The organism is Halomonas profundus (genome assembly GCF_020865425.1).
GTDB classification, from domain to species: domain Bacteria; phylum Pseudomonadota; class Gammaproteobacteria; order Pseudomonadales; family Halomonadaceae; genus Vreelandella; species Vreelandella titanicae.
The window spans coordinates 3,304,493-3,319,759 of the sequence record NZ_CP086344.1 but is presented as its reverse complement, the minus strand read 5'-3'; the positions used below and the strand labels follow the sequence as shown (position 1 = coordinate 3,319,759).

11 protein-coding genes are annotated in these 15,267 nt (G+C 54.2%); 7 read left to right on the top strand and 4 right to left on the bottom strand.

Annotated elements, in window-relative coordinates:
• Positions 1–49 precede the first annotated feature (49 nt).
• The 5 genes from LMS44_RS15105 (at position 50) to LMS44_RS15085 (ending at position 8,630) form a co-directional block, all read left to right on the top strand.
• Positions 50–2,071 carry an NADPH-dependent 2,4-dienoyl-CoA reductase gene (locus LMS44_RS15105; RefSeq protein WP_498945527.1) on the top strand — a complete coding sequence of 674 codons (2,022 nt, stop codon included), beginning with the start codon at positions 50–52 and terminating at the stop codon, positions 2,069–2,071.
• 358 nt (positions 2,072–2,429) lie between these two features.
• A complete protein-coding gene (locus LMS44_RS15100) occupies positions 2,430–3,476 on the top strand; it encodes a threonine aldolase family protein (RefSeq protein WP_009287653.1) in 1,047 nt (348 codons plus the stop codon).
• A 293-nt stretch (positions 3,477–3,769) separates the two neighbouring features.
• Positions 3,770–5,692, top strand: a complete 1,923-nt coding sequence (locus LMS44_RS15095) for a PrkA family serine protein kinase (protein ID WP_009287654.1) — start codon at positions 3,770–3,772, stop codon at positions 5,690–5,692.
• 38 nt (positions 5,693–5,730) lie between these two features.
• Positions 5,731–7,017 carry a YeaH/YhbH family protein gene (locus LMS44_RS15090; protein ID WP_009287655.1) on the top strand — a complete coding sequence of 429 codons (1,287 nt, stop codon included), beginning with the start codon at positions 5,731–5,733 and terminating at the stop codon, positions 7,015–7,017.
• Positions 7,018–7,061: 44 nt separating this feature from the next.
• Positions 7,062–8,630, top strand: coding sequence for a SpoVR family protein (locus tag LMS44_RS15085; RefSeq protein WP_027960138.1), 1,569 nt, complete (start codon positions 7,062–7,064; stop codon positions 8,628–8,630).
• Between the two features lie 80 nt (positions 8,631–8,710).
• Here LMS44_RS15085 and LMS44_RS15080 read toward each other — a convergent pair whose 3' ends face one another.
• A complete protein-coding gene (locus LMS44_RS15080) occupies positions 8,711–9,025 on the bottom strand; it encodes a high-potential iron-sulfur protein (RefSeq protein ID WP_022522716.1) in 315 nt (104 codons plus the stop codon).
• 348 nt (positions 9,026–9,373) lie between these two features.
• Between LMS44_RS15080 and LMS44_RS15075 the strand changes: the two genes are divergently transcribed.
• Positions 9,374–9,649, top strand: coding sequence for an Lrp/AsnC family transcriptional regulator (locus LMS44_RS15075; RefSeq protein ID WP_008958975.1), 276 nt, complete (start codon positions 9,374–9,376; stop codon positions 9,647–9,649).
• Between the two features lie 105 nt (positions 9,650–9,754).
• Positions 9,755–10,600 carry a DNA/RNA non-specific endonuclease gene (locus LMS44_RS15070; protein WP_035538804.1) on the top strand — a complete coding sequence of 282 codons (846 nt, stop codon included), beginning with the start codon at positions 9,755–9,757 and terminating at the stop codon, positions 10,598–10,600.
• A gap of 35 nt (positions 10,601–10,635) precedes the next feature.
• Here the strand turns inward: LMS44_RS15070 and LMS44_RS15065 are convergent, their stop codons facing one another.
• The 3 genes from LMS44_RS15065 to LMS44_RS15055 all read right to left on the bottom strand — a co-directional run bounded on the left by LMS44_RS15065 (position 10,636) and on the right by LMS44_RS15055 (position 15,196).
• Positions 10,636–11,541 carry a LysR substrate-binding domain-containing protein gene (locus LMS44_RS15065; protein ID WP_027960140.1) on the bottom strand — a complete coding sequence of 302 codons (906 nt, stop codon included), beginning with the start codon at positions 11,539–11,541 and terminating at the stop codon, positions 10,636–10,638.
• An 83-nt stretch (positions 11,542–11,624) separates the two neighbouring features.
• Entirely contained in the window at positions 11,625–13,649 is a 2,025-nt protein-coding gene (locus LMS44_RS15060; RefSeq protein WP_027960141.1) for a CocE/NonD family hydrolase, read from the bottom strand.
• On the bottom strand, positions 13,646–15,196 hold the full coding sequence (locus LMS44_RS15055; protein ID WP_051430588.1) for a BCCT family transporter: 1,551 nt from the start codon (positions 15,194–15,196) through the stop codon (positions 13,646–13,648). Before LMS44_RS15055 ends, LMS44_RS15060 begins: the two co-directional genes overlap by 4 nt.
• Positions 15,197–15,267: the final 71 nt, after the last annotated feature.

Genomic DNA, 15,267 nt, shown 5'->3' with positions numbered 1-15,267 from the left:
GTTTGAATGCGTTTTAACACTGTTACTAATAATACCAAGGAGTACCGTGATGACCCGTGCGCCCGCCTATCCGCACCTTTTCCGCCCGCTGACCATTGGCTATTTAACGTTGCCCAATCGCGTTTTGATGGGCTCTATGCATACCAATTTGGAAGAGGCGCCCAATGGCTTTGAACGCTTAGCGGCATTTTATGCCGAGCGTGCGCGGGAGGGGGTTAGCCTGATCGTCACCGGCGGTATTGCCCCTAATGCGGAAGGCGCCGTATTCCAGGGCGCCCACGCGCTCGTTGATGAGGCGCAGTTGCCAGAACACCGCCAGGTGGCAGACGCGGTGCATGCTGAGGGCGGTCATCTGTGCATGCAGATTCTTCATGCCGGGCGCTACGCCTACTCGCCGGATTTGGTAGCACCTTCGGCTATCCAGGCGCCGATCAATCCCTTTATGCCTAGAGCACTTTCTAGCGATGAGGTTGAGCAACAAATTGCTGACTACGTTCGCTGCGCAAGCTTAGCCAAACAGGCGGGCTACGATGGCGTTGAGATCATGGGGTCAGAAGGTTATCTGATCAATCAGTTTATCTGCCAGCGTACCAACCAGCGTGACGATGAGTGGGGCGGGGCGTTTGAAAACCGGATGCGTTTTGCCGTTGAGATCGTGCGCCGTGTTCGCGAAGCGGTGGGTGAACGATTTGTGATTATCTTCCGCCTCTCGATGATTGATTTGGTCGAAGAGGGCAGCACCTGGGAAGAGGTCGTCACGCTGGGCCAGGCGATCGAAGCCGCCGGGGCGAACGTGATCAACACCGGTATCGGTTGGCACGAAGCGCGGGTGCCCACCATTGTAACCAGCGTGCCCCGCGCTGCCTTTACCGAGGTGACCCGGCGGATCAAATCAGCACTATCGATTCCGTTGATTACCACCAACCGTATCAATATGCCTGAGGTAGCCGAGCGCGTACTGGCGGCGGGCCACGCGGATATGGTCTCCATGGCGCGGCCTTTCCTGGCAGATCCCGCCTGGGTACGCAAAGCCGAAGAGGGCCTGGCGGAAGAGATCAATACCTGTATCGCCTGTAACCAAGCCTGCCTGGATCACACCTTTGCCGGAAAGCTGACCTCATGCCTAGTTAACCCCCGTGCCTGTCATGAAACCGAGCTTTTGATAGAGCCCGCGCAAACCCCTAAACGCGTTGCAGTGGTGGGCGGTGGGCCAGCGGGCCTGGCAACGGCCGTGACAGCCGCTAGCCGCGGCCATAGCGTGGTGCTGTTCGAACAGCGCAGTGAGCTGGGCGGGCAGTTTAACTACGCGCGTAAGATTCCTGGCAAAGAGGAGTTTAACGAAACCCTGCGCTACTACCGGGTGATGCTGGAGAAATATGCGGTAGAAGTACGTCTAAACACTACGGCAAGCGCAGAAACCCTCGCCGATTTCGATGAGGTGGTCATGGCCACCGGCGTTAAGCCCCGGGAACTCAATCTTCCAGGTCACGACCACGGCAAGGTGTTGAGCTACGCCGAAGCGATTGAATCTCCCGAGCGTGTTGGGCGTAAAGTAGCGGTGATTGGCGCGGGAGGTATTGGTTTTGATGTGTCCGAACTGCTGGCCCACCAAGGCCACCCAGCCTTGGACATTGCCGACTGGTGCGACGAGTGGGGCGTTGATTTGGCAGTCGGCAAGCGGGGCGGTTTAAAAGCGCCGACAGCGCCCATGGTTCCCCGCGAAATTGTCATGCTCCAGCGTAAAACTTCCAAGCCTGGCAAGTATCTGGGGAAAACCACCGGTTGGGTTCACCGCGCATCGCTTAAGCAGCGGGGAGTGAAAACTCTCACCGGCTGCGAATACCTTAAAATGGACGACGAGGGGCTGCATATTCGCCGCGATGGCGTTGACCAAGTACTTGCCGTGGATAGTGTGGTGGTGTGCGCCGGACAGGAGTCAGTGCGTGATCTGCTGGCGCCGTTGGAGCGCGCACGGGCGGTGGTACATATAATCGGCGGCGCGGATGAAGCCAGCGAGCTGGATGCCAAGCGGGCAATTGAGCAGGGCACTCGATTGGCCGCTAGCCTATAGGCTGGATAGAGTAAATTTCATAAATCCCCATTCACCATGTTCGAGGGCAGGTTGAAGCGAGGGTCTTTCGCCATGGCCGGAATAATGTTCCCGACAATGCCGGCATTTCCGCCATCCATGGCGGTCAGATGGCGAAAGTAGCGTCCATGGACGGATTCACAGCGCCCTCGCGGAAACCTGCCCTCGGCCACCGACGTGTCCCGAGATAGTTCTGTGTAGGTGAGTTGAGCGGGTGACGTTAGCCCATAAATGGCGATAGACTAAATGACTAATCTAGTTATTAAGAATAGCTAGATATTAAAGGCGCGAGTGGCACCCAGCTCGCGCCGTTCGATCGCCAGATAAAAGGACTGTCGTCATGACCTCGGAGTGTAGCCCGCGTTTTTTAGCCAGTGATAACACCTCCGGTATCTGCCCGGAGGCGATGGAATACCTGCTTGAAGCCAACCGTTGCGATGATTTGGCTTACGGCAACGATCTCTGGACCGCCCGTGCCGCGGATCGCTTTCGCGAGATGTTTGACTACGACTGCGATGTCTTCTTCGTTTTCAACGGCACCGCCGCCAACTCCCTGGCACTCTCTGCAATGGGACGCAGCTACCACAGCGTTATTTGCCACGAGCTTGCGCATATCGAAACCGACGAGTGCGGCGGTCCGGAGTTCTTCTCTAACGGAGCGAAGCTGCTGACCTCTCCGGGGGCCAATGGCAAGCTGACGCCGGAAGGCATTGAGGCGCTGGTCACCAAGCGCAGCGATATTCACTACCCAAAACCTAAAGTGGTATCGCTCACGCAAGCCACCGAAGTGGGCACGCTCTACTCCCGGGAAGAGCTCATGGCGATTCGTGCCATTGCCGATAAACATGACTTGCGCTTGCACATGGACGGCGCCCGCTTTGCCAACGCTTGCGCCAGCCTAAATGCCACTCCGGCAGAAATTACCTGGCAGGTGGGAGTGGATGCGCTGTGTTTTTCGGGTACCAAAAACGGCTTAGCGTTTGGCGAAGCGATTCTGTTTTTTAACCGCGAATTAGCCGAAGACTTTTCCTACCGCTGCAAGCAGGCAGGGCAGTTGGCTTCCAAGATGCGCTTTGTCTCAGCGCCGTGGTTAGGGCTACTAGAAAGTGGTGCCTGGTTAACCAACGCACAGCACGCCAACGAGATGGCGCGCTACCTATCGGAAGGGCTGCAAGCGCTACCCGGCGTATCGCTAATGTTCCCTACCCAAGCCAATAGCGTGTTCGTTGAATTGCCGCCCCACGCTATTGAAGCGTTGAAAGCTAAAGGCTGGACCTTCTATACCTTTATTGGCGCAGGTGGCGCGCGTTTTGTATGTGCGTGGAACACCACCGTTGAATTGCTGGATGGTCTATTGGCCGATATTCGCGCGGTACTTGAGCGTTAAAGCCGTCAGTTACTCTCTTTTTTGTCGCTGTTGGGCGCTTTTGACCTAGTGATGTCGCTGCCTAAAGCAGCGACATCACTGCTTTAGCGCTTTGCGTTTATTTGAGATGCTTGGACTAACGCAACTATTCGTCTGAATAATTCTCTTATCTATATCGCTGCTGCGTTGAAGGTTTTAGTCATCACTTTTTGCTAATGCTGACTACGCTAAAAAAGCGACACCTCGTTTGGCACGCCGTTGCGTAACATTTGGCTTGACGGTGACTGCCTGGGGATGGGCCACAGGAGAGTTTCATGAGCATCTTTGATCACGTTCAAGACCGTTTTTCCCGCGTTCAGCAAGAGGACATGAGTCTGGAGGAGTACCTGGCGCTTTGTCGCCGTGATCCGAAGGTTTATGCCAGCGCCGCCGAGCGCATGCTGGAAGCCGTAGGCGAGCCTGAAGTGATCGACACGGCGAAAGACCCGCGTCTATCACGTATTTTTTCCAATAAAGTGATTCGTCGCTATCCAGCCTTTGCCGAGTTTCACGGTATGGAGGAGGCCATTGAGCAAATCGTCTCCTACTTCCGCCATGCGGCTCAAGGGCTTGAAGAGCGCAAACAGATTCTCTATCTGCTTGGCCCTGTGGGCGGCGGTAAGTCGTCGCTGGCAGAGCGTCTTAAGCTGCTGATGGAGCGGATTCCGTTCTATGCCATTAAAGGCTCGCCGGTCTACGAGTCGCCGCTTGGCTTGTTCTCACCCGAAGAGGACGGCGAACTGCTCGAGAAAGAGTACGGTATCCCACAGCGCTATTTGCGCAGCGTAATGTCGCCCTGGGCGGCAAAACGGCTGAATGAGTACGGCGGCGATATCTCCCAGTTCCGGGTAGTGCGTTTGTACCCATCACGGCTTAACCAGATCGCTATTTCCAAAACCGAGCCAGGGGATGAGAACAACCAGGATATCTCGTCGCTGGTGGGTAAAGTCGATATTCGCCAATTGGAGCTTTACTCCCAGGATGATCCGGATGCCTACAGCTTCTCCGGCGGTTTATGCCGTGCTAACCAGGGGCTGATGGAGTTTGTGGAGATGTTCAAAGCGCCGATCAAGGTGCTGCATCCACTGCTTACCGCGACGCAAGAGGGTAATTACAACCCCACCGAAGGCATGGGGGCGATTCCCTTTGATGGCGTGATCCTGGCCCACTCCAACGAGTCGGAATGGCAGGCGTTTCGCAATAACCGCAATAACGAAGCGTTCCTTGACCGGGTTTATATCGTCAAGGTGCCTTATTGTTTGCGGGTTACCGAAGAGATCAAGATCTATCAAAAACTGCTCGAAGACTCCTCGCTTAACGCCGCGCCCTGCGCACCGGACACGCTGCGCATGCTGGCCCAGTTCTCGGTACTGTCACGGCTAAAAGCGCCGGAAAACTCCAATATTTACTCGAAAATGCGCGTTTACGACGGTGAGAATCTGAAAGACACCGACCCTCGCGCCAAGTCGATTCAGGAGTACCGCGACGCCGCAGGCGTTGACGAGGGTATGCAGGGTCTCTCCACCCGCTTTGCATTCAAGATTCTTTCTAAGGTATTTAACTTCGACAGCACCGAGGTGGCCGCTAACCCAGTCCATTTACTTTATGTGCTTGAGCAGGCGTTGGAGCGTGAGCAGCTGCCATCGGAAGTGTTTGAGCGCTACTTGGGCTTTATCAAAGAATATATGGCGCCTCGTTACGTGGACTTTATTGGTAAGGAGATCCAGACCGCTTACCTCGAATCCTACAGCGAGTATGGCCAGAATATCTTTGACCGCTATGTGACCTACGCAGATTTCTGGATTCAGGATCAAGAGTATCGTGATCATGAGACCGGTGAGTTGCTAGACCGCCAGGCGCTCAACGAAGAGCTGGAGAAAATCGAAAAACCCGCGGGTATCTCGAATCCCAAAGACTTCCGCCACGAGGTGGTCAATTTTGTGCTGCGGGCGCGGGCGCAAAACAACGGTATGAACCCGAGCTGGCAGTCCTATGAAAAGCTCAAGGGCGTTATCGAGCACAAAATGTTCGCCAATACCGAAGAGCTATTGCCGGTGATTTCGTTCAATGCCAAGGCTTCTCGCTCGGATCAGAAAAAGCACGAAGACTTTGTGGCGCGGATGGTCGATCGCGGCTACACCGAAAAACAGGTGCGGTTGCTATCCGAGTGGTATCTGCGCGTGCGCAAGTCCCAGTAATGGATGGTGTGCTTAAGATGAGCGTTTAAGGAGGTCGTATGACCTACTTTATTGATCGAAGGCCGAACGCGAAACATAAAAGCGCGGTGAACCGGCAGCGCTTTTTGGAGCGCTACCGTAAGCATATCAAGCGCTCGGTTGAAGAGGCCGTTAACCGCCGCTCGATTACGGATATGGAGCGTGGTGAGAACGTTTCGATTCCGGCAAAGGATATCTCCGAACCGGTCTTCCAGCATGGCCCGGGTGGGGCGCGTAATATCGTTTCACCCGGTAATAAAGAGTTTGTCGCCGGTGATAAAATCCGCCGCCCCAGTGGGCAGGGGGGCGGTGGTGGCGCAGGCGAGGGCGGCCCCTCTAATCAGGGTGAAGGCGTCGATGAGTTCGCTTTTACGCTGAGCCGCGAAGAGTTTTTGGAGTTTGTTTTTGACGGTTTAGAGCTGCCCCATTTGCAGCGCAAACCGTTGAAATCGCTTGAAGAGGTCAAAATGGTGCGGGCGGGGCTCTCCCGGGACGGTGTGCCGTCGCGGATTAGCATTACCCGCTCTATGCGCGAAGCCTATGCTCGGCGCATTGCTATGCGCGCACCGATTAAACGGGCGTTAAGAGAGGCGATTGATGCCCTGGAGGCCGAAGAACGCAAGGACACGGTGCTGCGTAATCCCACCCGCATTGCCGAGCTGAAAGCCGAAATTGAGCGCCTGGAGAAGCGCATCGCGGGCGTACCGTTTATTGACACCTACGACCTGCGCTACCACCAACTAAGCGCACAGCCTCAGCCTTCCAATCAAGCGGTGATGTTTTGCGTCATGGATGTCTCCGGCTCGATGACCCAAAACCACAAAGACATCGCCAAGCGGTTTTTCCTGCTGCTCTATCTGTTCTTGGAGAAGCACTACGAGAAGGTCGAGTTGGTTTTTGTGCGCCACCATACGGCTGCTCGGGAAGTCAGTGAAGAGGAGTTTTTCTACTCGCGGGAAACCGGCGGTACGATTGTTTCCAGTGCGCTGAACCTGGTGAATAAAATCATCGAAAAGCGCTATCCCGTTGGCCAATGGAATCTGTATGTGGCCCAGGCGTCCGATGGTGATAACTGGGATGATGACTCGAATATTTGCCGCGACTTACTGGTCAAACAGTTGATGCCGCAGCTGCAATACTACGCCTACGTTGAGATCACGCCCCATGACCATCAGTCACTGTGGCATGAGTACGAAAGTGTGGTGAAAGAGTTCCCCGAGCGCTTTGCCATGCGCCAAATTGTGGAGGCGGGCGATATTTATCCGGTCTTTCGTGAACTGTTTAAGCGCCGCTTAAGCCAGTCCTAGTGACCTTGTATAGAGGTTAGTGACCGCGTGTAGAGGAGGGGGCTATGAGTGCGACCCGCAAGCGTAAGCCGATTGCCACCGGCTCCGATTGGAACTTCAGTGTACTGGAGCGTTTTGATGCGGAGCTGGCCAGGCTCGCTGATGAGTATCGGCTAGATACCTATCCTAATCAGATAGAAGTCATCACTACCGAGCAGATGATGGATGCCTATGCGAGTGTAGGCATGCCGGTGGGCTATCACCACTGGTCGTTCGGCAAGCAGTTTCTAGCCGTCGAACAGGCGTACAAGCGTGGCCAGATGGGTTTAGCCTATGAACTGGTGATCAATTCCGACCCCTGCATCGCTTATTTAATGGAGGAGAATACGCTGATGATGCAGGTGTTGGTGATGGCTCACGCCTGCTACGGCCACAACTCCTTTTTTAAGGGTAACTACCTGTTTCGCACCTGGACCGATGCCTCTTCAATTGTTGATTACCTGGTGTTTGCGCGTAAATATATCGCCAAGTGTGAAGAACGCCACGGCGTGCAGGCCGTTGAGCAGTTACTGGATGCTTGCCATGCGCTACAAAACTATGGGGTCGACCGTTACAAGCGGCCCTCGCCGATCTCTGCCGAGGAAGAAGCGAAGCGCCAGGAGGAGCGTGAAAGCTACCTGCAAACCCAGGTGAATATGCTCTGGCGTACCATTCCTGAGGCACCTATCAGCGATTCACCGCTGTCAACGGGGGGCCTGCATGCTGACGATGACCCATTGGGCTTGCACAGCGGCGGCCACTATCCTCCGGAACCTCAAGAGAACCTGCTCTACTTTATTGAAAAAAATGCGCCGCTGCTGGCGCCTTGGCAGCGTGAGATCGTGCGGATTGTGCGCAAGTTGGCGCAGTATTTTTATCCTCAGCGGCAGACCCAGGTAATGAATGAGGGCTGGGCGTGCTTTTGGCACTACACGCTGATGAACCGGCTCTACGATGATGGCAATGTCGATGAGGGATTAATGCTGGAGTTTCTACAGTCTCATGCGGCGGTCATTAACCAGCCAGCGTTTGATCATCCTCACTTCAGTGGGATTAACCCCTATGCTCTTGGCTTCGCAATCTTTATGGATATTAAGCGGATCTGCGACGCACCCACCGATGAGGATCGCGAGTGGTTCCCTGATATTGCAGGCACTCCGTGGCGGGAAACGCTGGAGTTTGCGATGCGCAACTTCAAGGATGAGTCGTTTATTCAGCAGTTTTTATCACCGAAGGTGATGCGTGACCATAAACTGTTTTTGGTGGTGGATGACGATCAGGTGGAGACCCTTGAAGTCGCAGCGATTCATAACGAACAGGGCTACCGCCAGGTTCGGGAAGCGCTTGCCACTCAGTACGCGCTCTCTGTCCGCGAACCCAATATTCAAGTGGTTGAAGCGGCCATTCGTGGGGATCGCTCGCTAACACTCCATCACGTGCAGGATAGTCGCCGCCCATTAGGCCGCAGTGTTTATCCGGTGATTCGCCATCTACAGCAGCTATGGGGCTTCCCTGTTCATCTTGTCTCTTTGGAAGAAGGACGGGTAACGCGGCGTTTTCATTGGCCGGTAGAGGATGAAAGCCCGGCTTCTTAGCTGCTAGCGTGTCTTAAACAAAACTACCCCGCCCAAATGGCGGGGTAGAGGTGCTTATACGGCTATCAAGTTTTAAATGCTTAAGCTTGGGCAGTCCAGGATTGGCACCAGCCAGCGGGTGCTACGCTATTCTCTGGAAATAGCTGGCAACCCTCAGTGTCTGCATTAAAGAACATGCAGTTATCGCAGCGTTCGCCCTCTTCATAAGCGGGATGATCGCTGGCTTCACTGGCGTCTTCTACATAGTTAAGCGCTTGGGCGTTGCTTGCGGAAGGATCAAGGCGCGGCAGCTCTTGGGCGAAAGCAGTTTTAGAAAGAATGCCAGCTCCCAGTGGAAGGGCTGCAAGACCCAACATGCTGTTGCGCATAAAGTCACGACGGCTCTTATTAGCCATGATTTCTCCTTATCGTCACGGTCTGACGTTTGGTCACGTTGTTGGGTGGTTATCCACCTCTTTGTGCTCCGCGTAGTCTTATAAGCCGGAGCTCTCTGCTACATCTTTCAATCAGTTGTATTTTCGACCTACTATTTTTTTCAACCTACTACAATTTAGGCCAGCCGTTTTCAACCCTATTCTTAAACTACATGCTAGCGGATGTATAAGGGTTGTGCGAATAGTGCTGCTGGAATAGCGACAATTGGTCACGCTGTCGCCGGGTGCTGCGCTCGCTTCCTCGTCGCTGCTATACTCTGCCCAGCTTTGACACTACTTTTATGACCATTTTCTCTTAAGGGGCGCGCCATGCAAAACGCAGTCATTTTAATCAATACCGATAAAGGCCAGGTCAAGGCCGTGGCCGAGCGCCTGGCCGATGTAGAGGGCATTAGCGAGGTGTACTCCACCTGCGGCCGCTACGACTTAGTGGCCATTGCTCGCACCCGTGATTTTGAAAGCTTGGCTGAATTGGTGACTGAGCGCCTGAACGCCGTAGAAGGTATCAGCGATACAGAAACCCTGAATGCCATGCAGGTTCACTCCCGCCACGATCTTGAAACCATGTTCTCTTTGGGTTGGTAGCCCTTTATTATTTGGTTACACGCAAAGCGTTCACGAACGCAGTGAAAATGAAAAAGCGCTAATGTAAGCATTTAACAAGGGGAAAGTCTGTTGGGAACATCGCTTTTGAGCTGGCGTCGACAGGGGCGACGCCTGGGCATTGCTGTGCTTTTTGTGGTAGTTGGCACAGGGCTGTGGGAGTTTCAGGAGCGCCAGCATAAAGATGCTTACACCTGGATGGGGGTGCCAACGTGGGAGGAGTTTCGCCCCACTACGATGCACCGAGTGCTGCGCAATGATGGCTACTTGGTAGGCTGGTCCGATGTGCGGGTCAATCCGCTATGGGTAAGTTATCAGGTTGAAGCAGTAGACGACTCGAGCATCGGCCCAAGGCCAAATTTTCAAGCCGATTGGCGCACGCTATGGCCGATAGGCACCGACAGCTACGCAGGTAGTGGCTACGACCGGGGCCATTTAGCACCAAACTACGCCATTGCGGCGGTGCATGGGCGCAGCGCTCAGGTCGATACCTTCCTAATGAGCAATATGTCTCCGCAACGGCCCAATCTGAACCGACAGCTCTGGCAGCGGTTAGAAGAAGCGGTGATGGATCACTTTGCGCCACGCTTTGACAGGTTGCAGGTGATTACCGGCCCCATTTACCCAGAACACTTTATGGATAACGTGTTCAACCGGGTGGGGCTGGTCGAAGTGCCTTCGGCTTTTTACAAGATCATAGTGGCGCCCCACAGCGAGGCACCATTGGCGTTGGCGTTCATCATGCCACAAGACGTTCGGGGCAATGAGCCGCTGGATGACTATTTGGTGACCATTGATGAGATTGAGGCACGCACAGGGCTTAACTTCTTTCCAGAGTTAGCAACGGAAGTAGAGTCTGTATTGGAAGGAGAATTACGTACACAGGGGTGGGCACTTGACGAAGTGGCAAGGCGCCCGGGGCGGTATCAATAGCCGTTTAAGTACTTAGTGGCTGGCATGCCTGGGGTTTAGCTTGTATCCAGCACCCAATGGCGGAAGGCGCGCATGGGCTCTGTCAGGTGTCGGTGCTGTGGCGTCAAAAGCGATAGTTTTCCTCGGCTGGGTATGGTGAGTGGCAGTGCTTGAACAAGGTTGCCTTGTCGAAGCTCGGCATCTAAAAGCCGCATCCAGCCTAGGGTCACTCCCTGGCCGGCCAACGTAGCATTCATCAGCAGTTGGAAGCTGTTGGCGCGCAGCGTATGCAGGGGAGGCTGCCATTTCAGGCCTAGTTCACGGAACCATATTTCCCAGCTTAGCCAGTCGTGGTAATGATCTTCCACCACCATAAGTGTGTGATTCACCAGCAGATGCGCAGGCTCAATGCTATTGCCATGGCGTTCCAGGTAAATGGGGCTACAAACGGCTGCTACCCTTTCATGTTCAAAAATGGCGTCAGCTACAAGGCCCGGTGGATCAACTTCATTGGGCACATGGTAATAAATACCCAGGTCGAACTCCGCCAGGTCAAGGCGATGTGGGTCTTCTACCGTCAAGATGCGAATTTCGATGTTAGGGTACGCGCGCTGAAAGTCGGGCAATTGGCGCGCCAGCCAGATCGACGCAATGGTCGGGCTTGAGGCGAGGGTTAATTGTCTGTCGTCTCCACGTCGCCTGAGACGGGCAGTTTCATCGCCTAAATCGCGAAGAAGGCGTTGCACGACTCGAAAGTAGTGCTCTCCGGTTGGGGTGAGTCGCAGTCCTTCATGATGACGCTCGAAAAGTAGGCGCCCTAGGTCATGCTCAAGACGTTTGATTTGCCGACTAATCGCGCTTTGCGAGAGATTTAGCTCGTTTCCAGCTTGCGTGAAGCTACAGTATCGTGCGGCAACCTCAAAGGCGCGCAGGCAAGATAGCGGCGGTAAAGCATCACGCATGGATCAAGCCTTAAAACAGGGAGTCAGTGATTTCAAGCATACCACTGCCGAGCGGCGGCTGCTGCCCGGCCGGGTTGCAGAGGCTAGACGGCCGTACGAGGAATCTCTCGCTGCCACGATTTATCGCTCACCAGCTTATCGTCTTCATAAGCGTGCTGCTCGGCATTCAGGTAAAACATGTGTTCATCACAGCGCAGGTGATAGCGGCTAAATACGGTGACGGCAAAGCTGTTTTTTTCTCCTTCACGGCGAGCGCGGTACACCCACTCGATATCTGCACGTGTCCGGGTAGCATCGTCAGGATGACTGGTATAAGTCTCCTTGGCGTACTGCTCAACCTGCAAGCCGTGTTCAAGAAACTGAATATCTCCCATGTCATCTTCAATGATGACGCTGACTTCGCCGCTGCCCACATCTTCGCTGATCGTGCGCTTGGGATGGCCGGTACGCAGTTTCTTCACAGGGCAGGGAGGGGCGCTTTCTGGCGGCTCGAAAGGCATGGAAATATAGGGCGCTTTGGATAGCGGTAGCTCCAGGCTAGGCGTACCTGCCTTGAGGGTCAGATCTGCGCGCTTTTTAGGCGACCACACTAATGGGAAGCTGGCGCTGGAGAGAGCAACCCTCAAACGGTGGCCTTTGGGCAACCGATAGCCAATAAGGTCCATGGCAAGCCTTACCTGCATGGGTTCACCAGGTATGGGAGGGGTAACTGTGCCCGCGTCGTCGCGCAAGTTTAGGTTAAGTGTCCCGTAGGTGATCAAGGCACTTTCACCGCTAGGCGATACGTCGCATAGGCGTGCGTGCAGTTGGCCGCACGCCTCGCTACTTGCCAGCGTCAGTGAAACGCAAGGCTGCCCCAGGATATCGAGCCCATGTGCATAAGGTTCGGAGTCAAATGTCAGTGACAGCGCATCGTCTCGGCGCTGGTCGGGTGGGAAGTCGGCTCCAAACCAGAGCGGAATGTACTCTCCCTGCAGTGCGCCAGTAGTAAGCGGCGATGCAATCAGTTGGTCCTGGCTGAGGCGGGTGCTGGGTAAAAGGCCATGGTCACCCATGGTTAGGGTAATGGATTCACTCTCGTCGCCCGGGGCTGGCCAGCCATGAGTGCGAACCCACTGTCCCGGCCGCTCCTTATACTTTGGAGCGGGCGGAACGCCATCCTGAAGGTAAAAGGTGCAGGTAGGTTCGTCCATTACGCCGGTCTCAATACCTTTGAGCCAGTAATCCCACCAGCGCAGCGCTTCTTGCAGAAAGCCAATCGCTGGATCAGGCAGTGCAAAGTGTGGATACTTGTGCATCCAAGGGCCCAGTAGCGCTTTTTTCGGGCATTGAAGATGCTCCATCATTCTAGGGATCGTATTGATATAGGAGTCGCCCCAGCCGCTTATCATGTAAACGGCCGCTTCGATGTCGGCATACTCCTCGCAGATAGAGCCATGCTTCCAATACTCATCGCGATGCTGGTGAGAGAGCCAAGTTTCAGCTAGCAGCGGCATATTATCGAGGCGAGACATCCACATATCGCGCCATTTGTCGCCAACCAGTGCGGGGTCTGGCACCGCCGCAGAAAAACTTAGCATAGTGGCCGCCCAGCCTAGATTCTCCAGCAACATATTGCCGCCCTTGTAATGAATATCATCAGCGTAGCGGTCATCGGTTGAGCAGAGCGTGATGATGGCTTTGAGCGATTCGGGGCGCAGGGCGGCTACTTGCAGGCTGTTAAAACCACCCCAGGATATTCCCATCATGCCGAGCTGGCCGTTACACCAAGGCTGGCTGGCAATCCATTCGATCACTTCAAGGGCATCTGCCTGCTCTTGAGGGGCGTACTCATCTTCCATCAAGCCATCTGATTCGCCGTTTCCACGCATGTCTACTCGAACGCAGGCATAGCCGTGACCAGCGAAGTAGGGATGGGTTAGTTCATCGCGAATTGCGGTGCCATCGCGTTTTCGGTAAGGGAGATATTCCAGGATGGCTGGAACGGGGTGTGATTCAGCGTCAACCGGTAACCAGATGCGTGCAGCTAAGCGGGTACCGTCAGCCAGTGGGATCCAAATGTTGTCTATTTCGCGGGTGCGATGCGGAAAATCCTGCTTTATAATCATGAGTCACGCTTGCTGCTGGTGAGTGTTGGAACACGACTAAGTTGGTCCGGGTTTTTTAGCCAGACCCAAAGCGAACCGGTTGCTATCAGAACGATGAAAAGTGCAGGAAGTCCGCCCAGGTTAGACAGCATCTTGACGCCATCAATGCCGACAAAACTCACCATCACCCAGGCGACGATACCGACAATCACCCCCCAGGTTACTTTCATGGTAATACCTGCATTGAGGTCTGAATCAGCTGTCAGCCCACGGGTGCAGAGATTGCCAATGGCATCGGTTTGAGAGTCGGCAGCCGTCACATAAGAGATATACGCAATGAACAGCAGTACTGGTATCCATAGCCCTGAAAGGGGTAGCTGCTGGAACAGCTCATAAAGAACGTTTTCCACCCCGCGGTCATTGAGGATGGTGTAAAGATCGACCCCGGTGTGGGCTTGATAGTAAAGCGCAGTTCCAGAAAAGATTAGAATCCAGACGCTGGCGAATAGTGCGGGGTAGAGTAGGTTGACGCGAAGAAACTCTCGCACGGTGTAGCCGCAGGATATCTTACCGAGAAACAGGGCGGCGACGGGAGCCCAGGAGAACCAAACGGCCCAATAAAATATTGACCACCATTGTGGCCACTGATCTTCCCCCGCCGTGCCGGTAAACAGACTCTTAGTGAAAAAGTTATCGATGAATACACCAAACGACTCGACCCCGAGAGCCAGGCTGAAAATGGTGGGGCCTGCGATGAAAGCGAACACACCCAGAATAAGCAGCAGGACAGCATTAAGTGATGAAAATCGAGCAATGCCTTTTTGCAGCCCGCTGGCGGCGGAAAGAACGAACGTGGTCACGATAATGGCAACGATAACGCCAAGCCGTAGAGGGCTGGTTTCGCCACCCATGTATTGGCCTACGCCACCCGCAAGTGTCAGGGCGCCGGTGCCCAGCGAAGAAGCCATGCCGGCTACCAGGGCGTAGAGAGAAACCGCATCAATAAGTCCTGCAAAGCGTCTGATTCCTGGGCCGAAAAGTGGCTCCAACATGCTGGAAATAGAGAAGCGAAGACGCAGGTTGTAAAACGCTAGGGCAAAGATCAATGCAGGTACGGCATAAATAGCGTAAGGCGTGAACGTCCAATGTAAAAACATGGTCGACATCGCAAACACCATGGCATCGCTTGAACCAGCTTCCAGCCCACTTGAACTGGGAGGGCTCATGAAATGATAAAGCGGTTCGGCGGTGGTCCAAAATAAAACGCCGACGGCCAAGGTGGTGCAAAGGGTGATTGAGAACCAGCGTAAAGGTGATAAAAGAGGCTTTGCGGAAGAACCCCCAATACGAACATGGCCGATTGGAGAGAAATAAACGATAACCGCCATAATGAGAAGGTAAAGGCTACCTAGACTGAACAGCCATGAAAAATTATTCAGGATTGCTTCATTTAGTCCACTCGCAACGGCTAGAAAGGCCTCTAAATTGATATAGCTGGCAATGACTGCAGCAAATAGAACAAGAAATGTTGGCCAGAAGACCAACGGTCGCAGCGATTTCATCGGCATACCGTTTTCCCTTTATCGTTATTGCTATGCATGAACTTCATGGCATAACAACCTAACGTCATTCCAATCCT

What these genes read in the sequence shown, in the direction of transcription:
- LMS44_RS15105 (WP_498945527.1), top strand. Translation starts at nt 50, where the DNA reads ATGACCCGTGCGCCCGCCTATCCGCACCTTTTCCGCCCGCTGACCATT.
- LMS44_RS15100 (WP_009287653.1), top strand. Translation starts at nt 2,430, where the DNA reads ATGACCTCGGAGTGTAGCCCGCGTTTTTTAGCCAGTGATAACACCTCC.
- LMS44_RS15095 (WP_009287654.1), top strand. Translation starts at nt 3,770, where the DNA reads ATGAGCATCTTTGATCACGTTCAAGACCGTTTTTCCCGCGTTCAGCAA.
- LMS44_RS15090 (WP_009287655.1), top strand. Translation starts at nt 5,731, where the DNA reads ATGACCTACTTTATTGATCGAAGGCCGAACGCGAAACATAAAAGCGCG.
- LMS44_RS15085 (WP_027960138.1), top strand. Translation starts at nt 7,062, where the DNA reads ATGAGTGCGACCCGCAAGCGTAAGCCGATTGCCACCGGCTCCGATTGG.
- LMS44_RS15080 (WP_022522716.1), bottom strand. Translation starts at nt 9,025, where the DNA reads ATGGCTAATAAGAGCCGTCGTGACTTTATGCGCAACAGCATGTTGGGT.
- LMS44_RS15075 (WP_008958975.1), top strand. Translation starts at nt 9,374, where the DNA reads ATGCAAAACGCAGTCATTTTAATCAATACCGATAAAGGCCAGGTCAAG.
- LMS44_RS15065 (WP_027960140.1), bottom strand. Translation starts at nt 11,541, where the DNA reads ATGCGTGATGCTTTACCGCCGCTATCTTGCCTGCGCGCCTTTGAGGTT.
- LMS44_RS15060 (WP_027960141.1), bottom strand. Translation starts at nt 13,649, where the DNA reads ATGATTATAAAGCAGGATTTTCCGCATCGCACCCGCGAAATAGACAAC.
- LMS44_RS15055 (WP_051430588.1), bottom strand. Translation starts at nt 15,196, where the DNA reads ATGCCGATGAAATCGCTGCGACCGTTGGTCTTCTGGCCAACATTTCTT.